The organism is Parapedobacter sp. 2B3 (assembly GCF_041925275.1).
Classification (GTDB): domain Bacteria; phylum Bacteroidota; class Bacteroidia; order Sphingobacteriales; family Sphingobacteriaceae; genus Parapedobacter; species Parapedobacter pyrenivorans_A.
The window spans coordinates 233,541-254,025 of the sequence record NZ_JBHEUZ010000006.1 but is presented as its reverse complement, the minus strand read 5'-3'; the positions used below and the strand labels follow the sequence as shown (position 1 = coordinate 254,025).

Sequence of the window (20,485 nt, the reverse complement as noted above, 5' to 3'; positions counted from 1 at the left end):
TTTTGACCAATAAAGGATTGCCAAGCCAAGGGTTGTATGGAATTTCTCGCCGGTAAAGTAAGGCTGCGACTTTTAGGTCCAAAGAGTTGTGTTGCTAAGCGATTTTGGCTATATTCCTCTATAAAAAGTGCTATTTGTTGATCGTGTCGGGGTATAATTCTGCTGCCTTACCACTCGGCTTGAGAACGGGGTGTAAGACTTTAAGTAATACCTCTTCTTAAAAATTGAAACTATCTCTTTATCAGCTCCGGCATACTATATCCCGGAATACAAATGAATTGAATCTTGTCTTTTTTTACACAAATAATTTCATGACAAAAAATAAACTGTGTGTAAAAACCAAAAAGTATCTAGTAAAAAATGTATGAATTTTATTTAGTCATATTTTGGGAAAAGTAGTCAACAAAGTATTAGCTCAAAAAATAACTTCTAGAATCGAAGAATTATTATGTTCTTCTGGATTAACCTTGTTAGGTCTGGCCGTGCTTTGTGACATAGGAAGGAGTTCGATAAAAAGTTACTACAGTGCCACACTGCCAATTTCAGCTGAAATTTTAGATAAAATCTGTAAACCTTTTAGAATCGATTTGTCTCATTTCTTTGCGTTTGATAATTCATTACCCGCGAACCTTAAGAATCAACCTACCATAAAAGCCTTCTACAAAAAATACGAAGGGAAAGGTCTTGGATATTTCCGGTCGGAAGAAGAGGTGCCCCAAAAGCCGGTCGAGCAGACCCGGAAGTACGAGCGTGACACCATCGCCCATATCGTGCTAAAAACCAACTATTTTGACACTGAGCATCTCGTGGGGCAGATGATAACTGACTTTGCCAGGGATCATGACCTGATCCTGGAGTCGGGGAGGCTTTATGAGCTGTTGGCGAAATACGTAGATAAGGAATTGGAGAAAAGAGAAACCACCAAAACAACCAAGGGGGCAAGGTCTCGAAAAAGAAGGTGTTTGCCTACGTGAGGAAGAAGTGAAAGAAAGAACTGTAGGTCTCCGCTATTTCTTCTTCTTGGCTAAATCAGCACGAACCTTGCGCACGAAGTCAACCGAGACTTCCGCTACTCCGGCCGCAGCCGCATCATCAAAGCCCAACTGCTGTATAAGATTGGCTACCACATTGTAGCTCTTCTGCTTGGCACCTTTCTCAAATCCTTTTTCAATTCCTTTTTCTTCACCCTCCCTGCGGGCATATTCAAGCGCACCGGCCGTATCCCACTTACGTTTCAGACTCGTATCATACATCTCCTTCTCCTCCTTTGTCAATTTGCTGTATTCAGCAATATTGAATAGCTTTTCAAAAATCGGCTTCCGTAGATAGAGCGGTATCTTGTTCAGCTTGCTCATGTTCTTCAGCACATACAACCAACCATCAAGATCTGTCTCCAACTCGGACTCCTCTTTGGCAAAGTTACGTAACTCTAGGTAAATAAACCCAAGGTCATCGTAAAAAACTTCGCCCGTATCCCTGTTACACAAGCAAATATCGTGCAGGTACCGGTCGTCATGGCCGCCGCCGGGCATGGCGAACCCGTCCATGAGTACGATGACGTATACTTCGGGGATCGCGTAATCCCATTCTTTCCGCCTGCCTTTGGGAGCCTGATCGGAAATCAGTTTACTTCCATAATACAGCATCCGGCGTTTCAGGTTAATTTGGGCCGTACGCTGCACCTCGATGATGAATTGCTCACCATCGCTGGCTGTACAGGTGAGGTCGAAAATGACGCTACCAAGCTCATCAGTATCACCCACGTGTTCATTTTTATTGTAGACTAAACGTTTGATGTCCTTACGGCCATGGAAGACGCCATTCAGAAAGGCAATTAAGAGATCCTGGTTAGGCTCCGTACCGAATATCCGCTTAAAGCTGAAGTCCAAGAGCGGATCAATGAACTTGCCTACACTAGGTTGCTGAGATTTGGTCATAGGCAAAGATAAAATAATCTGACGAAGATCGCCCTCCCTACCTTCTTCAACTTCGACAAACCTCTTCCCTCCGCTGAAAAACTAAAGGCGCAACTCATCAAATTCCACAAGGCACACGGCTCAGACGCCTACCTAAAACTGTTCAAAGACCCGAAGTTGATTGACCTATTGGAAGAGGAACTGATCCCGTCGGGGTATTTCAAAACTCCGCGAGATGTGCCCGAAGTACAGCAGCATTGCCGCAACACCTATGGTTATAATTACCCCAGTGCCACCGGCACGCTGAACGCGGCAGTTGAAAAAGGGTGGTTAGTGAAGGATGAGAAAACCTCGCCCATGAAGTATAAGCAGGGACCGAAGCGGTAATCTAAAAGTAGTTTTTCCATAGTAATGGCAAATAAATAGAAACAGTTAATAGTTATGAAGATGATTAAGGAACCATCGTTGCATAGGGCAAAGCTATCTGCGAATAATCAGGCTGGCAATACCTAAAACGGTGTATTCTTGGGTTCCTGTAAACACTAGGTTCCACTAAGACCTAGATGGCCACAGGTGTAGGTCTGGCTTCACAAGTCATTCCCCAACTCAAGTAGCGGCGTGTTTTTCTACTTGGCCAATTGCAAGTTGCCGCGGATTTATTTAAGTTTACGCCTTACAATTACAATGGACGATTACCATGGGACAAACCTGCACCAATTGTGGCCATACGTTAACAGGTAAGTATTGCTCCTCTTGTGGCCAAAAGGCCTTTCGGTTGGATGATTGGTCCTTAAAGCGTCTTGTCGTCGGCGTATTTAAGGATTTTTCCCATTTTGACTTCAAGTTGTTCAAAGACATCCCCAAGTTAGTTTTTAACCCGGGGTATCTAACCAATGAATTCGTTGAGGGTCGTATAAACAGCCATATCAAACCAATAACGATGTTTGTTTGGCTCAATATATTATTCTTTATCGGCGGTTACCGGTACGTTTTGCCGCAGAATAAGCTAAGCGCGGCCGATTATTACGTGGCTGGTTTGGAAGAGCGGGTGCTTGCAAAGGCTTCACTGATGCAATTGAGTGAGGCAGCGGGTACCTTGCGTTTCAACACGTTGCTTGAGGGTGCCCAAAAATCGCTCTTCTTTTGGCTGATACCGGTTTTCGCGATGTTGACGATGGTGTTTTTTCTCTTTCAGAAGCGGAATTATTACGTCAAACATTTCGTGTACAGCGTGCATTTTTGGAGCTATTTCTTCTTATTCTTTACGGTAGTGCCGATTCTTCTGGAAATCGTCGGTATTGGGTGGCGATGGCTTACCGGCGCGCCGTTGTTTTCTACGGTAGATGGTTGGGTTTTCTTGACGCTATTTGCCCTTTGCGTTTATCCATATACCTTGCTGGCTATCAAAAAGGTATTCGCCATACGATGGTTTGCTGCAATTTCGCTCGCCTTTTTGATTTCGATTGGCGTACATTTTCTCCGTGAATGGGCGATTGCGTTTACTTACTATCTAGCCTATTGGCGGATGTGACGACCTTCTAAAATTCAGGAATGGAATATCTTGCCGCTTTATGATCGATCACCAATACCCAGTCGTTGCCGAAACCCTGTGTGGGCGTTGTCAGTTCCAAAGGGCGGGTATGGCTTAGCGTGCCCATGTCGATGGTCCGTGCCGTGGCGGGGTTGAACCACCAGCCCCGTAATGCCCCGGCTTTTAGCGACGATACATCCACGGTGATGGTGCGCCCCTGTGGGATGTAGGCCATGAGGTAGCTGCCCGCATCATCCCTAAACGCCCGGATATGCTGTCCCTTTTCTCCCTGTCCGTCTACGATGATGGTTTGGTCGGGTATGCGGTGGGCAGATGGACGCGACTCGATAAGCTGCCGCAAGTAGCCGACCTGGAAAGCCCCCGGTCGATCCAGCGCTTCGGTCCAGTACCGGTTCGCATGGTTGATTTTTTCTTCCCGTGCGCTCCAGAACTGCCAAATGCTATGATGCCCGTAGGTTACACCGCATGCGCCTGCAAATACGGAGCGGTAGGTTTGTTTGCGTACGTCGTAATCATCGAAATATCCATTTTCGGGGTCCCACTGCGGCCAGGGGTTTACGGGGTGGTCCTCGTAGTTGGGTTCGGCATCCAACGTAGGCTTGGTGGGCACCATGGCGCGGTCGCGTGTTATCCAGTCCCATACCGGAACGTCGTGGCCCGACCCGTGGCCGGATTGCATCATGTTTATGTGTAGCCACGGTTCGTCATGGATCTGCTGCGAGCTAGACGCGCCGCCCGAAATGTGGTAAGAGATAAGGGCCTTGCCACTCGTAGCTTCGAGAATACCCCGTGCCATGGCGCGCCATATGGGGCGGGTATCCACCGAATCGTGGATAGCCGGCCGGTCGCCGCCCAGTATCCAGATGATGTTTTCCTTTTCCATATAGCGCTGGCCGAGCCAATGACCATATTTGTAGGCATTCTCGGTTGTGAACACCTCGGGCCCACCACCCCACATACGTGTCACCTTATCGCCCCATGTCGGCAGTAATCCGATGAAGAGGGCTCTATCGCAAGCCGATTGAACCACGTAATCCACCAGCTGGAAATACGATTCATTCGGTTTCTCGGGGTCTTGGTCAATCAATGGGATATCACCATATTGATTGGGTCGGTACAGCCCGTCCATTTCTGCCAGTACCACGGCCTGGATTACATTGAATCCTTTTTCCATCCGGTTGTCGAGGTATCGGATGATTTCTTCTTTCGTCAAGCGATGGAACAGCTCCCAAGCGGTATCACCGAGCCAGAAAAACGGGCTCCCATCTTCATATTGCAGGTAGTGGCCATCGGGTGCGACGGTCAATCGGCCATGCGGCCAATTACCCTGACCGTGGGTGGCTAGTGCGATGGTAACAGCAACCAGTGCCAATAACAAGGAGCGGAGTGGACGCATAACGTAAAAGTAGTAACTTTTGGCTAAAGTTTTACGACGGTGCCGGGATTAGGCGCCAAATAAATTGCAGAGTCTTCCGGGTTTTGGTAGTTTTGTAGCATCACACAAAATGAATGAACAATGTTAAAAGGATTTTTCAATGTACCCGATCCGGTCAATGAGCCGATCTTGTCATACGCCGTGGGAAGCAATGAACGTAAACTGTTGCAGCAGGCCATCCAGGCCGCACTCGCCCAGGAAGTAGACATTCCGATGTATATCGGGGGCAAGGAGGTACGTACGGACCAGAAGATCTCCATCCATCCCCCCCACCAGCACAAACATACTTTGGGGTACTATTCCGAAGGTGACCAAACCCACGTACGAGCAGCCATCGATGCCGCGTTGGCAGCTAAGGAAGACTGGGAAAATCTGCCCTGGGAACAGCGCGCGGCCATATTCCTGAAGGCAGCCGACCTGATCGCCGGCCCTTATCGGTATAAGCTCAATGCGGCGACGATGCTGGGGCAGTCAAAAAGCGCATTCCAGGCAGAAATTGATTCCGCCTGTGAGATTGTCGACTTTTTGCGCTTCAATGTACAGTACATGAGTGAGATATATAGGCAGCAGCCACCGGTTTCGCCAAGGGGCAATTGGAACCGTGTGGAGCAACGGCCGTTGGAAGGGTTCGTGTTTGCACTAACCCCCTTCAACTTCACCGCCATAGCGGGCAACCTACCCACCTCTGCTGCGATGATGGGCAATGTGGTAGTGTGGAAACCGGCCAATACACAGGTTTATTCGGCCAATGTGCTCATGGAGGTATTCCGCGAAGCGGGCGTACCAGACGGCGTTATCAACTTGGTGTATGTGGATGGACCGGCGGCCGGTGAGGTCATTTTCAAGCATCCCGATTTTGCTGGGATTCACTTTACCGGATCTACCGCTGTATTCCAGCACATCTGGAAGACGATTGGCGAAAACATCCACCGGTACCGTTCATACCCCCGTATTGTGGGCGAAACGGGCGGGAAGGATTTTATATTGGTGCACCCATCCGCCGATATCAAGGCCTCGGCAACTGCTATCGTGCGGGGCGCGTTTGAGTACCAGGGGCAGAAATGCTCGGCGGCCTCACGCGTATACATTCCCGAATCGCTGTGGCCGGAGTTGAAGGAGTTGATCATTTCGGATGTTAAGTCGTTCAAAATCGGCCCAACGGACGATTTCACCAACTTCATCAATGCGGTCATCGATGAGAAATCGTTCGATAAACTGGCGAAATACATTGACCAGGCGAAGGAAGACAGCGATGCTGAGATTGTGGTGGGCGGCACGTACGACAAGAGCGAAGGGTATTACATCCACCCCACGGTAATCGAGGCCAAACGGCCCGATTACGTAACGATGTGCGAAGAGCTATTCGGTCCGGTACTGACCGTGTATGTATACAGCGATGAAAAATGGGAAGAAACGCTGAAAGTCATCGACAGCACGTCCATATACGCACTCACCGGGGCGGTAATCGCACAAGACCGGTACGCCATTAGCCAAGCGACCCACGCACTGCGCAATGCGGCGGGCAACTTTTACATCAACGATAAATGTACGGGTGCTGTGGTAGGCCAGCAGCCATTCGGCGGGGCGAGGGGCTCGGGTACCAACGATAAGGCGGGGTCCATGATTAACCTGCTGCGTTGGGTATCGCCACGAACCATCAAGGAAACGTTCGACCCGCCAACGGACTACCGGTATCCGTTCTTAGGAGTGGAATAAATAGGAAGGGCGTCTACCGATTGGCAGACGCCCTTAGCTTTCGAGCTGTTTATTTATAGGCAAACACTTTGCCCAACCCCACGCTATCCGTAAATGTAATATCGAGGTCAATCAATTTGCCAGTGGCGATGTCGATGACCATGCCGTGTACGGCCAGGTCGTTGCGCTCTTTCCATGCATTCTGCACGATGGAGGTGGTGCACAGGTTGAAAACCTGCTCGGCCACATTGAGTTCAACCAGTCGGTTTACCTTTTGCTTTTCATCCGTTATGGCGTCAATCTCCTCGCTATGGAAGCGGTATACATCTTTGATGTGGCAAAGCCAATTGTCTATAATGCCGAATTGCTGCCTGCTCAACGAGGCCGCTACACCTCCACACCCGTAATGTCCGGCTACCACGACGTGTTTCACTTTCAATACGTTTACCGCATAGTCAAGCACGCTGAGCATATTCATGTCCGAATGGACGCACATATTGGCGATATTGCGGTGCACAAAAACCTCGCCCGGTTGTGTGTTAGTGATCTGGTTGGCCGGTACGCGGCTATCCGCGCACCCGATCCAAAGTAACTCGGGGCTTTGCCCCTCGGCTAGTTGTTTTAATTTGCCGGTGGTATCCTCTTCCACTTGTTTGACCCATTCGGCATTGCCGGCAAGGATTTTTTCGAAACTCGCTTTTAATTCGGGGTTATTTAATTGTTTTTTGAACATAGCTTATTATAATTATTGGATTGTATTTGAAGGTCGTTTTACCGACCTGCGTTTCAATGAATCGTTTTGCAGGATACTTTGCGTAAAGCGCCTGATATTGGGGACGTTTTTCTTGTTTACAATGCCCACCAGCTCGATAGAATTCCCTTTGCTTACCGCGTGTTGCTCGAAATCCCGGAGGACTTCAATCACGTCTTTATCGATAAAGCGGCTCTGCGATCCGTCAATGATGATTTCGTTTATACGCCGGGGGAGGCCGTATAGCGCCTTCTGTATCGCCGCCTTGTTAAGGAATGTCACTTCTTCGGCTAAGGTAAAGGTTATTTTGGCTCCTTCCTCATTTTCTTTTATTGTAAATTCAAATACGTTGGAAAGATTGTTCCGCAGGATATAGAACATGGCTACCAATAGGCCGATACCCACACCGGTGAGCAGATCGGTGAATACCACCGCGACGATGGTTACCATAAACGGGATGAACTGATCCAATCCCTTGTGCCACATGCGTTTGAACGTGGATGCCTGCGCCAGCTTGTAGCCGGTATGGAGTAAGATGGCCGCCAAGCACGCGAGGGGGATGAGGTTGATGATGGCGGGAATAAGCAACACGGCCAGGATGAGCCATAATCCATGAAGCATGGCACTCTGCCGGGACCTTCCGCCCGCGTTTACGTTGGCAGACGAACGTACAATGACCGCTGTTAGCGGCAAGCCACCCAACAAGCCAGAGGTCATGTTGCCCACGCCTTGTGCCATTAACTCCCGGTTGGTAGGGGAGACCCGCTTGAATGGATCTATTTTATCCACGGCTTCCAAACTGAGCAGCGTTTCCAAGCTAGCAATGATCGCTATCGTAATCGCTGCCATCCACACATCCTGATTGGCTATCTGGGTAAAATCGGGGAAGGTGAAGAGCCCTAAAAATTCATTGAAGGAATTGACGACGGGGATAACGACAAGGTGATTCGGAGCCAGCTCGAAACCACTGCCAACAAAAAGCAGACCCAACAGTACACCCAAAATAACCACTACAAGCGGTGCTGGTATAATGGTCAATTTCTTGAACCTTGGCCACACGATCAAAATGGCCAACGAAATCGCACAGATGATGAAGGCGCCGTAGTTGATTGCGCCGAAGGCTTTCTGCAGCGCAGAAAACGTATTATCGTTATTCAGCTGAACAAAGCTCTCTTCCCCAAAGAAGCTGGAATCATATCCCACTGCGTGGGGCAGCTGCTTGAGTATAATGATGATGCCAATTGCCGCCAGCATGCCGATGATGACCGACGATGGAAAATAGTTGCCGATCATCCCTGCGCGGATGATGCCCAATGCGAGCTGGATTAATCCAGCCAGCAAAACGGCCAATAAGAAGGTTTCAAAGGCACCCAACTGTTCAATGGCGCCCAATACAATGACCGTGAGCCCGGCCGCAGGCCCGCTTACGCTAAGCTGAGAGCCGCTGAGTGAAGCGACGACGATGCCGCCGATAATTCCTGTTAATAATCCGGCGAATAAGGGAGCCCCAGAGGCTAACGCTATCCCCAAGCACAATGGCAGGGCGACAAGGAAAACCACAACACTCGCCGGCAAATCGTATTTCAAGTCGCGCCTTGATAATTTCAAGAACGCAGACGTACGTGTACCAAACATAGTAGTAAATATGTGTAAATCGTAAGTTGTTCATTTTGTAACCGTTGTACACGAAAGGTTGCTTTAGGTATGCATACTACTGCACGACCATATAGGCATTGAAATTACGTGTAAATGGTTACTCATCAAATGGCCCATCGACTGATGGGATAGAGGCTTACATGAGGCCGTTTGGAGGCGGGGTGGGTACAGATGGATAAAAAGCACGGATGTGCCGGGCGTCGTCCGTGACGAAATTTGCTTCGATCGTGTAGTCGGCCGGCGGCTGGAGGCTGGTTGCACTTGCGAGTTTGAAATAACCTTTGGCAAAAATATCCTTCACAGGGTCACCCAGTCCGGATTTACCATTGTTGTTTTCTATTTCGAGCTGTAAAACAACCTGTAACAACGCCTCCTTGTCAAAACCGTGTACAAAAATAGGGGCAGTGGAGATGGCCATCTTCGCAAAGAAGATGGCGAAGAATAATTTTGCGTATATTTCTCTTGTTATCGCGGTGGACATCTAATATTACCTGCCGTTTGCTACAAAAAAACGAAAAAAATGGCATTTTCTGTGTGGGACACGTTAAAAAGTTACAAAAAAATAACATAAACAGGGGAGCTGTTGAACGCACGCTTGCATAAGAGGGTTTGGGCCGGCATGCGTTGCTGCTAAGGTTATGTATTGGAAATAGTGAGAAGAACAACCGAATGAAAAATATGCAATTGTCTGTTATTTTGCGTAGCATTGTCCGTATTTTCGCAAAAAGTACACCAACAATAAGCACAGATACAATGATGAGAACGATTTATTCCTTCCTTTTCTTCTTCACCTGCATGCAGCTTGGACAGCTGAATGCACAGGAATCACCGTCGTGGCGGCCCGCGGGCGACAAAATCAAATCGCCCTGGGCTACCCACATCGATGTGGCGAAACCGTTGCCCGAATATCCGCGACCGCAATTGGTGCGCGCACATTGGCAAAACCTGAATGGCCTTTGGGACTATGCCATTGTGGCGGGTAAGCTGGGCGCTGCCCCCGGCAACTACGATGGCCAACTGCTGGTGCCTTTTGCTATTGAGTCGGCGCTTTCGGGCGTGGGCAGAACAGTTGGAAAGGACAGCACCCTTTGGTATAAGCAGACCGTTACGATCGACAAGGCAATCCGCAAACAGCGGGTCCTCTTGCATTTCGGTGCGGTCGATTGGCAATGCGAGGTATACGTGAACGGCCAGAAGGCTGGTGCGCATGAAGGCGGATACGACCCTTTTTCCATCGACATCACCCCACACTTGGCAAAAGGTGCCAAACAGGAAATCGTTGTGGGCGTATGGGACCCTACAAATGACGGCCCCCAACCTAATGGCAAACAGGTGGTTCGGCCACACGGTATTTGGTATACGCCCGTTACGGGCATCTGGCAAACGGTATGGTTAGAAGGAGTGCCCGAAACCCACATTACCGCCACCAAGCACACTCCGGATATCGACAACAGCACCCTCTCGGTGCAAACCACGGTGGCAGATGCGCGCGAAGGCGACCAAGTGCAGGTATCCGCATGGAAAGAGGGTGCGAAAGTCGCTGAAGAGACGGTTGCTGTTGGTACGGATGCCACTTTGAAGATTAGCAATGCTGAGCTGTGGTCGCCGGTATCACCGGCGCTGTATGACCTCAAGGTGGCCGTATTGCGCAAAGGGAAGGTTGTCGACGAAGCCGCTTCTTATTTTGCCATGCGCAAGATATCCATGGGCAAAGATGCAAACGGTATCCAACGGATGCTGCTCAATAATCAATTCGTGTTCCAGTACGGGCCACTCGATCAAGGTTGGTGGCCGGATGGATTATATACTGCTCCTACGGATGAAGCCTTGCGTTTTGACGTGGAGAAGACCAAAGCAATGGGTTTCAATATGATCCGTAAGCACATCAAAGTGGAACCGGCCCGTTGGTACTACCACTGCGATCAACTGGGCATGCTGGTATGGCAGGATATGCCGAGTGGCGATCTGGGCGGCAACCATTGGGATATGCGACCGGGTATCACGTCAGGACGGCAGCACGATAAGGACCGTAGTGCCGCATCGGAAGCCATCTACCGCAAGGAATGGAAAGCCATTATGGATGCGCTGCACAACTTTCCCAGCATTGTGGTATGGGTGCCTTTCAATGAAGCGTGGGGGCAGTTCAAAACCAAGGAAATCACCGAGTGGACGGTGGCTTACGACCCCTCACGCTTGGTGAATAGTGCGAGCGGCGGCAACTTCTTCCCAACCGGGCATATCATAGATATCCACAACTATCCAGATGCGGTGATGCCGCGCCCTGAATTGTATGGCGACAAGCAGATTTTGGTGCTCGGTGAGTTTGGCGGATTGGGACTGCCTGTGGAGGGGCATACCTGGCAGAATAAAGACAATTGGGGGTACCAAAGCTTTAAGAATGTAGACGAGCTGAAGCGCCGTTACCGCGGGCTGGTCAACGACCTAGCCCGCTTAATACCCATGGGTCTGTCCGCTGCCGTATATACGCAGACCACCGATGTGGAAGTGGAAACCAACGGGTTGATGACGTATGACCGTGAAGTGGTAAAGATGCCCGAAGCGGAATTGAACGGGTGGCACCAGCAATTGTACCGCGTAAAGGTCGATTGATTGCAGCAACAGTAATGACGGCAGCAGGGTGCATACAGGGTCAGCGTGCGCCTTGCCGCCTGCTTTCTACGGTATAGATAAAGCTGTCCGCTTTGTAATACCCCAAGTTAAATTCCAGCGGACGGTCGGCTTGGTCAAAAACATGCCGTTTGCGGAAAAGTATAGCGGCGCCAACTTGGGTGTCCAATTTGTTCGCAAGGAATTTGTCGGCCACCATCGCACTGATTTCTTCCTTTGATAAATCCGCCACGGTATGGTGGTCGTTCTCCAGGATGTCGTACAATGGCCGTTTGAAATCCTCATCGCCGGTAAGGCCGATGCGTGGGTGGAAATATGAAATAAAGTAAACGAATGGGCCTTCCAGTCCGCCCCGTACGCGCTCCAGCTTCAGGATTTTCTGATCCGGGCTGATACCGAAGAAACTCATTAACCCCTCGTTAGGGGTTTCCCAGGAAATATGGAGCTCGAAATTCTTAACCGGAATACCCCGGGCGGCCATCTCCTGCGAAAAGCTGAGCCAGTTGTTGGAGCGCGAGCTGAAGCGCTTTTTAACGACTTTTGTACCCACCCCTTTCTTGCGTTCCAGCAACTCCTCAAAAACGAGCTTGTTGATGGCCTGCCGCAGCGTGGCCCGCGAAATGGCCAGCCGCTTGGCAAGGTCAACTTCATTGGGCAGCAGTTTCCCCTCTTGGTATTCCGGGGTCTCGATTAGTCTGCGTAGCAGGTTTTCCGCTTGTACGTGCAATGGGATCGGGCTCTTATGATCGATCTTGAAGTTCAATTTTGCCATAATGGATAAAAATGTAAGCTAATTTAAAAAAATGATTTGGTGTTTTAAAACAAAGTCATACATTTGTATGTATGTACATATAGACATTGTTATATAATATTGGTTTTATGAGTTTTATATAGATGTATTCCGAAATCATTTTGACTATCCTGTTTATGTGTATACATAGTTATTCTTTTAAATCACCAATTATTGTGAATTATGGTACAAAATCTAATTATCCTAAAAGCAAAAAGTATGCGATTCGCGTGTTTTTTTGCCATGATGCTGGCGTTGTTGCCATGGATGGGCCATGCACAGGACACGTTCACGGCTACGGGTACGGTCCGGTCGGCCGACGCATCGCAGAACAATCCGGCCTTACAAGGTGTAAGCGTCACATTAAAAGGAAGCAATGCAGGCACCACCACCGATCAGTCGGGCAGGTTCAGTATCGAAGCGCCTTCAACAGGCGCTATCCTTGTTTTTAATTACCTTGGCTACGAAACCCGGGAGGTATCGGTATCGGCTGGTCAGTCGATCGATGTATTGCTGTCGCCTGTCGATCAGCAACTGGAAGAAGTGGTGGTGGTCGGTTACGGTACACAGCGGAAATCCGACCTGACCGGCTCGGTGGGGTTGGTGTCGGGTAAAGAACTGTTGCAGGCCCCCGTCACAAATGCTTTGCAGGGCCTGAAAGGGCGGGTTGCAGGTGTAAATGTTTTTCTAAATTCAGGGTCGCCGACAAGCAGCCCGCGTATCCTCATCCGTGGACTGGGCACCATCAACTCGTCATCCAATCCATTGTTTGTTGTCGACGGTGTCGTGATGGAAAACATTCAATTTCTCAACCCTAATGACATCGAACGCATGGAAGTACTCAAGGATGCCTCCTCCACCGCCATTTACGGTGCGCGGGGTGCGAATGGCGTCGTACTGATCACCACCCGGAGGGGGGCTAGTGTCAACGGAACCATCGTGGGATACGAAGGGTTCATGAATGTGGGCGTGTTGCCCCGTAAACTCGACGTGCTCAATGCTGCCGAATTTATGGAAGTGCTGGAACGCGGGTTTGCCAACCACTCGAAATACCGCACCAGCAACATACCCGCTTTCACGCGCAACGACCCGCGGCTATTCGATGCACAGGGCAACCCCCTGTACGATACGGACTGGCAGGAGGAGGCTACGCGGACAGCGATGTCGCATAACCACCAGTTTTCCGTGCAGACCAAGGGCGACAATTCTTCATTCGGCGCATTTCTCAACTATGCCGACATGCAGGGTATTATGCTCCGCAGCGATCTGGAGCGGATAAATGGCAAAGTTGCCTATGACGCGAAGCCGAAAGACTGGTTGTCACTGGGCGTCAATCTATTGGCTAATTACACCCGCGATAATGAAACGGAAGAAGGTGGGGGCCACCAGATGCCCCGGCGGTCCATGCTGGAGATGCCACCGATATTCCCTGTCAAATTCCCGGATGGCACGTGGTCCAATAGCAGTATGATCACCGACCTGTACGGCCTCGAAGCCATACCCAACCCTGTGCATGTGCTGGAGACGCAGGATCGTATCCGCAAGCGGCAGCAACTGTTCGGCAATGCTTACCTCACATTCCACATACTGCCGGGACTGGACTTGCGCACGCAGTTTGGTTTTGACAAGCACGATACGAATATCCAAGAGTACAGTCCCACTGACTTGATCAATATTTCGGCACCGTTGGGCTCCGCCCGGTTGGAAAACCAGCAGTCGTTTTACTGGCAAGAGGAAACCTACCTCAATTACAATACGGAAATCGGCGATCACCGCATCAACTCCGTATTGGGCTTAAGCTGGCAGCAGCGCGTTTACCAAGGTAACTGGATTACCGCGCAGGGGTTTGCGGACGACTTCTTCCGCTTCAACGCCATCCAATCGGCCAGCCAGCCCGGCGCACCCGGTTCCTCGCACGATAAGTGGGCCATGAATTCTTACTTCTTGCGCGGCAGTTATAGCTACAAGAACCGGTACCTGCTTACCGTGACGGGCCGCGTCGATGGCTCCTCCCGGTTCGGCGAGAATAATAAGTACGGAATATTTCCTTCGGCGGGCCTGGGATGGGTGCTTTCAGAAGAGCCGTTCCTGAGCGATGCCGCAGGGCTGGACGAACTCAAAATCCGGTCGAGCTACGGGATCACCGGGAACACGGAAATCCCAACGTACCAGTCGCTCGGAACGATATCTACCAGTACAACATTGCTCAACGGTACGCGCGTATCGCAAAGCTATATCAACCGGTTGCCCAACCCCAACCTGGAATGGGAAAAGACCAATCAGTTCGACGTCGGTTTCGACCTCGCATTGTTCAACCGACGCCTCAATGCGAGCTTCGATTATTATTACAAGCTCACTACCGACCTGCTCCTTGATAAGCCCGTGCCCACTTCAACCGGCTTCCAGGGTGTGCGGGACAATATCGGATCGGTCTCCAACCGGGGGATAGAGCTCATGCTAAGCGGTACGCCCGTGGCCAATGATGTCTTTGGCTGGCAGTCCACGCTCAATTTCAACTTCAACAAAAATCGCATTGAGGCGCTGGGTGAAAACGATGAAGACATCTTCCCGGGGCCGAACTGGGTATCCGGTAGCCAAACCATCCTGCGTGTGGGCGAGCCGCTCAGCTCGTTCTGGGGCTATCGGCGCTTGGGCATCTGGGGAACGGACGAAGCTGACGAAGCAGCGGCCGTGGGCGCGATACCGGGTGTGGCGAAACGGAGCAGCGAACGGCAGATCATCGGTAACGGGCTTCCCGACTGGATGGGCAGTTTCGTAAACAATGTACGTTACAAAAACTTCGACCTCACCGTGGATGTCCAATTCGTGTTCGGGGTGGATATCCTCCAGCAATTCACGCATTCCATGGAAGACCGTACGGGTTACTCCAACGGATTGGCGGCCACTCTCTACGATAGCTGGACCGAAGATAACCAGAACACCATGATCCAGCAGATCAGAAATGGCCCTTATACGGGGCAGAACAGTGAGGTGGACGATCATTGGGTAGCTGATGGATCATATATCCGGGGCAACTTGATCTCGTTGGGGTATAACTTCGGCGGCGTGTCGCTCAATAGACTCAATCTCAAAGGTCTGCGTATTTACGCGAGTGTGCAGAATGCGTTTCTCATCAAATCGGACGACTTTAAGGGCTACGATCCCGAAGCGACCTCGTGGGGAGGAGACCAGTGGGGGCAGAATATTTTCTTTCACCAATACCCCAATCCACGCACGTTCACCTTGGGCACAAGTTTCCAATTTTAAACGATAACATACGAGATTATGAAGAAGTTAATCACCATTATAGTTGCAGTTGGGGCGTTGGCAACTTCCTGCTCGGATTTTCTTACGGAAATACCGAAAGATGAGATAGCCCCCAGCCAGTTTTTCAAAAATCCTGACCATGCCTATAACGCTGTCAATGCGCTTTACCGGTCGGGCTTGCCTTCGCTGTTCAGCGGAGGGGTGTATTCCGGTTCCCGGATCATGTTTGGCCCCTACACGTCGGGGCTGATCGATAATGAATATAAGGGGCAGGAAGTGCATGTGCAGCACGCCCAGCAATTAACCATGAATGCGGTCAACATGTCGAGCTATCTCGGCGGGATATGGCGGGATCTTTACCTCGGCGTATCACGGGCGAACAACGCGATCAAATATGTACCCACAACGCCCGGTCTGGCCGAGGCGGAAGCCAATAAACTACAGGCGGAAGCGCGGTTTTTCCGGGCATTGAACTATTATTACCTGGTCCGTTTCTTTGGCGGCGTACCGTTGATCACCGAGCCTTATGAAAGCTTGGAGAACCTCTATGTGGCACGTGCGGCTGTTGGCGATGTATATGCCTTGATCGTGGAGGATCTCCAATATGCCGTGCAGTCGGGTATCCTGCCGAACACGACCATGGACGGCAACGGGAACCGCATCACCCATGGCATCGCTAAGTCTTTGCTTGCCGAGGTTTACCTTACCATGAGCGGATATCCGCTCCAAGCCAACCACTACGCGGATGCGGCCCAACAAGCCCGCTCATTAATCAACGATGGTGTCTTTAGCCTTACGCCGCACGACCGGGATGGGTCGGGGAACGTTATTCCTACGGCGAGTGCCTACAACAAAGCGCGGTTGGCCGATCACCTACCCAACGAACACATCTATTATTTCGAGTATACGGTAGGTATCGCTACTTCGGGGTACGCGCAGTGGGCGTTCCCCACGAATATTTCCCCCGAATTGGAATACGCCATCGCCAACAATGCCTATGCGCCTACAGATGATCTATTGGCTGCCTATAGCCCGACCGACGATTTGCGCGGACAGGAGAAGCAATATTTCCATTCTTCGTTTACGCGGGCAAACGGTACGGTAGTCAATTTCCAGGAAGCTCCGTATCTTTGGTATGACGAACAGGCCGCATTTGAAACAGCGACGTCAGAAAAGGACTTACCCATCTACACGTATGCCAATGTACTGCTCATCGCTGCCGAATCGATCGCCCTATCCGAAGGGGTCACGGCTGAGGCTGTCGATTACTTATCACAGGTACGGGCACGTGCTTATTGGAAACAGTCGGCCGAACAGGTCAAAGCGAGTTTGGCCGGTTTAACGCCACAGCAATTCGTGGCCGAAGTATGGAAGGAACGGTTGCGTGAACTGATTTTTGAATTCCACGTCTGGTTCGATATACAGCGCACGCGGCAATTCCCGGTAACAGACAATGGGCAGATCAACTTCGTGGATGTAGTGGGGCATCGCAACGCTTTTGAGGCCACTTATACGGAAGACCATTTGTTGTACCCTATTCCGGATGATGAGATACAGCGTAATCCTGCGCTCGAACCAAATCCGGGTTACACCGAGTAAACGGAGGTTAGTAGATGAAGAAAACGATGCGTTTATCAAGCGTCTTGGCCGCGGTCCTGTGGTCGATGGTCCAATTCGCTTTCGGCCAAAACCATACCATCTGGCAAATCGGGCAGCAAGACGGTTCGCCGGAGGGTATGGCGCTTGCGCCGGGTGAATATACCCAATTCGTGGGGCATGATTTCGGTTACGAAGACCGCTTTTTTCTCGTAGGCCATTCTTCGCCCGAAAGCGATTGGCCTTACGTGCTGCCCGGCCCGGCCAACGGCTGGGGCGGGACGGGCCGAACTGCCGGGATACGCTCACACGTCCTTCAAGCTTATTTCGTGATGAACGAAATCCCGCCGCATGGGGCTTGCAAGTTAGTCGTAGCTATCCTCGATACGGAACAACAGGCGCCGCCCTTACTGAAAGTTACGGTAAATAACCAGTCGTGGACCCACCAATTGAGCGGCGGAAGCGGGAGGGAAGAACCCAAAGGACCGTATACACCTGCGGACACCCAGCATGTCGTGATCGATTTACCGGCGGGCAGCATAAAGGCCGGGTATAATGAGATCAGGTTAACCACGCTCATCGGTGGCTGGTCGGTGTTTGACAACATCCGCCTGGAGGGTCCCTCGGATGCACGTATCGCCACTCCGGGCGATGCCTTGGTAAAGCGGGTGGCAGCGGCCGAATATGAAGTGGCGCAAGATGGCCGGCACCATCAGCCCCTGCTCATCGATGTGGCCCATGTGAAGAACAGTCCCGTGCTTACGGTCGAGATTGATGGTAAGGTCGCATTCAGTGAGCGTATCGAGCGTGGCGAATATGGCTTTGAAGTGCCCATGCCCCACGTAGCTTCCCGCACAACCAGCCGTTACGCATTGTTTCTGGATGGTGAGGCAATCGGCGGAGGCAAAATTGAACGCACACCCCAGCCGTTGATTACGCCCGCCGATTACGTGAATACCATGATGGGTACCGCTCATTCGCGCTGGATGATCGCTCCCGGCCCATGGATGCCGTTCAGTATGGTGAAAATCAGTCCCGACAACCAGAACCGCGGCTGGCAGGCCGGTTATGACCCCACGTTCGAGTCGATCGGTACCTTCAGCCATATCCACGAATGGACAATGGCCGGGTTGGGCACCTTCCCGGTAACCGGCGTACTGACCACGCAGATCGGGGACCAGTCCGATCCCGATTCGGGTTACCGCTCGCGGATCGATAAAGATTCCGAGCAGGCTCCGCTGGGTTACTATAAAGTGCACTTAACGGATTACGACATCACCGCGGAATTGACGGCTACCACCCGCGCCAGCCTGCAACGATACACCTACCACGATGCCGACACAGGCCGTGTGATGGTCGATTTTACCATTCCGGCAGAATACGGCTATCAAGTGGAAGAACTGGATGTGAAACAAGTGTCTCCCTATCGGTTGGAAGGATACAGCAAGCAATTGTCCCCTGGGGTTTGGTCAAAAGATGCCGACCAAGCCTATACCGTTTATTTTGTGATGGAATTTGACCAGCCCATTCTTCGCGCGGGGAATTGGTTGGATGGGCAGGTTGAAACCAAGGGCGAACTTCATGCAACGGCCATAGAAACCGCGGGGATGTATGTCGAGTTCAATACGAAGCAGTCACCCATCGTTCAGGTGCGTACCGCTATTTCGTATGTGAGCACAGCCAATGCCGCAGCTAATTTGGCGACGGAGATTTCAAAACCATTCGGCTGGGACTTCGATGCCGTGCGCAAGCACCAGCGCGACCTGTGGAATGATCTGCTGGCGCGTGTTGCGGTAACCAGTAACGACCGTCGGGAGAAAATGCGGTTCTATACGAACATGTACCGTAGTTTGGCCAGCCGGAACATCTTCAGCGATGTGGACGGAAAATGGCGGGATGCGGACGAACGCGTCCAACAGTTCAGTAATCCAGATGATGTAGCGTTGGGCTGTGATGCGTTTTGGAATACTTTTTGGAACCTCAACCAATTCTGGAATTTAGTAACGCCCGAATGGTCGAACCGTTGGGTGCGCTCCCAACTGGCCATGTATGATGCGAACGGCTGGCTGGCCAAGGGGCCTGCCGGAATGGAGTATATCCCGGTGATGGTCGCCGAGCATGAAATCCCGTTGATTGTAGGCGCATACCAAATGGGTATCCGTGATTTTGATGCCCAGAAAGCATTCGAAGCCGTCTACAAAATGCAAACCACGCCTGCCGAACGCGTGGCCGGCGGTTTGGCGGGCAACCGCGATTTGGTGACTTACCTCAAGCACCGCTATGTGCCTTATGACGAAGGCAGGTTTTCCAATTCATTGGAATACAGCTATGATGACTGGACAGTCTCCCAGTTTGCCAGATCACTGGGAAAGCAGGCCGAATACCGGCAATTTCAGGAACGGGGCCAATGGTGGCGCAACGCCATAGACCCGGCCACAGGGTATGCCCGTATGAAAGATGCTGCCGGTAATTGGTTCCCCGATTTCGATCCGTTCAAATCGGGTGCTAATAAGCACTATGTGGAAGGTAATGCATGGCAGTTGACTTATTTTGTGCCGCAGGACATCCCCGGGCTGGCAACGCTCATCGGTCGGGACACGTTCATCAGCCGGCTGCAATGGGGGTTTGAGGAAAGCTATAAATGGCGGTTCAACGGCCCCAACGACCAATACTGGGATTACCCCGTGGTACAGGGAAACCAACAGTCCATGCATTTTGCCTATTTATTCAATTGGGTGGGCAGACCGTGGCTTACGCAACACTGGAGCCGGGCCATCATGGACCGCTACTATGGGTACGGCGTTTCCAATGCTTACCTCGGCGATGAAGACCAGGGCCAGATGAGCGCCTGGTTCGTGATGAGTGCACTGGGGTTATTCCAGATAGACGGCGGTGCCCGGGAAAATCCCATCTACGAAATCGGCAGCCCCATCTTTGAGCGTGTGGATATCGACCTTGGCAAGCGCTTCGGACGGGGGGAACGCTTTACCATAATAGCTAAAAACACCTCTAAGAAAAACCGTTATGTCCAGCAGGCTCGGCTCAATGGGAAGCCGTTGGAGAATTGCTGGTTCCCCGCATCCGAATTGCTTAAAGGTGGGCAGCTTGAATTGGTTATGGGACCAGAACCAAACACCGATTGGGGTGCAGCAGTCTCACCACCTGTGAGCAATTATGCAACTAAGTAAGAAATACGCAA

14 protein-coding genes are annotated in these 20,485 nt (G+C 51.1%); 8 read left to right on the top strand and 6 right to left on the bottom strand.

The genetic code is table 11. The features are described from left to right. Positions 1–386 precede the first annotated feature (386 nt). A complete protein-coding gene (locus tag ACEVG1_RS09390; RefSeq protein WP_374743408.1) occupies positions 387–974 on the top strand; it encodes a helix-turn-helix domain-containing protein in 588 nt (195 codons plus the stop codon). A gap of 33 nt (positions 975–1,007) precedes the next feature. Here the strand turns inward: ACEVG1_RS09390 and ACEVG1_RS09385 are convergent, their stop codons facing one another. Then, complete coding sequence (locus ACEVG1_RS09385) at positions 1,008–1,937, bottom strand: Rpn family recombination-promoting nuclease/putative transposase (protein ID WP_374743407.1); 930 nt, start codon at positions 1,935–1,937, stop codon at positions 1,008–1,010. A 156-nt stretch (positions 1,938–2,093) separates the two neighbouring features. Here ACEVG1_RS09385 and ACEVG1_RS09380 point away from each other — a divergent pair, with 156 nt between their 5' ends. Together ACEVG1_RS09380 and ACEVG1_RS09375 are read left to right on the top strand one after the other, a co-directional pair. Next, positions 2,094–2,303, top strand: a complete 210-nt coding sequence (locus ACEVG1_RS09380) for a hypothetical protein (protein WP_374743406.1) — start codon at positions 2,094–2,096, stop codon at positions 2,301–2,303. Positions 2,304–2,613: 310 nt separating this feature from the next. After that, a complete protein-coding gene (locus ACEVG1_RS09375) occupies positions 2,614–3,447 on the top strand; it encodes a DUF3667 domain-containing protein (protein WP_374743405.1) in 834 nt (277 codons plus the stop codon). Between the two features lie 7 nt (positions 3,448–3,454). Here the strand turns inward: ACEVG1_RS09375 and ACEVG1_RS09370 are convergent, their stop codons facing one another. Further along, positions 3,455–4,864, bottom strand: coding sequence for a glycoside hydrolase family 140 protein (locus ACEVG1_RS09370; protein ID WP_374743404.1), 1,410 nt, complete (start codon positions 4,862–4,864; stop codon positions 3,455–3,457). Positions 4,865–4,984: 120 nt separating this feature from the next. On the opposite strand from ACEVG1_RS09370, the gene pruA reads away from it, so the two are divergent. Further along, a complete protein-coding gene (gene pruA / locus ACEVG1_RS09365) occupies positions 4,985–6,619 on the top strand; it encodes an L-glutamate gamma-semialdehyde dehydrogenase (RefSeq protein ID WP_374743403.1) in 1,635 nt (544 codons plus the stop codon). A 49-nt stretch (positions 6,620–6,668) separates the two neighbouring features. Here the strand turns inward: pruA and ACEVG1_RS09360 are convergent, their stop codons facing one another. The 3 genes from ACEVG1_RS09360 to ACEVG1_RS09350 form a co-directional block, all read right to left on the bottom strand. Further along, on the bottom strand, positions 6,669–7,331 hold the full coding sequence (locus tag ACEVG1_RS09360) for a carbonic anhydrase (protein WP_374743402.1): 663 nt from the start codon (positions 7,329–7,331) through the stop codon (positions 6,669–6,671). A gap of 12 nt (positions 7,332–7,343) precedes the next feature. Then, complete coding sequence (locus tag ACEVG1_RS09355) at positions 7,344–8,984, bottom strand: SulP family inorganic anion transporter (RefSeq protein ID WP_374743401.1); 1,641 nt, start codon at positions 8,982–8,984, stop codon at positions 7,344–7,346. 157 nt (positions 8,985–9,141) lie between these two features. Further along, positions 9,142–9,486, bottom strand: coding sequence for a hypothetical protein (locus ACEVG1_RS09350; RefSeq protein WP_374743400.1), 345 nt, complete (start codon positions 9,484–9,486; stop codon positions 9,142–9,144). A gap of 272 nt (positions 9,487–9,758) precedes the next feature. Between ACEVG1_RS09350 and ACEVG1_RS09345 the strand changes: the two genes are divergently transcribed. Next, entirely contained in the window at positions 9,759–11,615 is a 1,857-nt protein-coding gene (locus tag ACEVG1_RS09345) for a glycoside hydrolase family 2 protein (RefSeq protein WP_374743399.1), read from the top strand. A gap of 40 nt (positions 11,616–11,655) precedes the next feature. Here the strand turns inward: ACEVG1_RS09345 and ACEVG1_RS09340 are convergent, their stop codons facing one another. Next, the gene (locus tag ACEVG1_RS09340; RefSeq protein WP_374743398.1) at positions 11,656–12,405 is read right to left on the bottom strand and encodes a GntR family transcriptional regulator; all 750 of its coding nucleotides are present in this window, start codon (positions 12,403–12,405) and stop codon (positions 11,656–11,658) included. Between the two features lie 237 nt (positions 12,406–12,642). On the opposite strand from ACEVG1_RS09340, the gene ACEVG1_RS09335 reads away from it, so the two are divergent. Genes ACEVG1_RS09335 through ACEVG1_RS09325 form a run of 3 tightly spaced genes read left to right on the top strand, consistent with a single transcriptional unit; the run spans position 12,643 to position 20,474 of the window. Then, positions 12,643–15,690 (top strand): SusC/RagA family TonB-linked outer membrane protein, encoded by a 3,048-nt coding sequence (locus ACEVG1_RS09335; protein ID WP_374743397.1) that lies wholly within the window; start codon positions 12,643–12,645, stop codon positions 15,688–15,690. A gap of 18 nt (positions 15,691–15,708) precedes the next feature. Further along, positions 15,709–17,289 carry a RagB/SusD family nutrient uptake outer membrane protein gene (locus ACEVG1_RS09330; protein ID WP_374743396.1) on the top strand — a complete coding sequence of 527 codons (1,581 nt, stop codon included), beginning with the start codon at positions 15,709–15,711 and terminating at the stop codon, positions 17,287–17,289. A gap of 14 nt (positions 17,290–17,303) precedes the next feature. Continuing rightward, positions 17,304–20,474 (top strand): GH92 family glycosyl hydrolase, encoded by a 3,171-nt coding sequence (locus ACEVG1_RS09325; protein ID WP_374743395.1) that lies wholly within the window; start codon positions 17,304–17,306, stop codon positions 20,472–20,474. Positions 20,475–20,485: the final 11 nt, after the last annotated feature.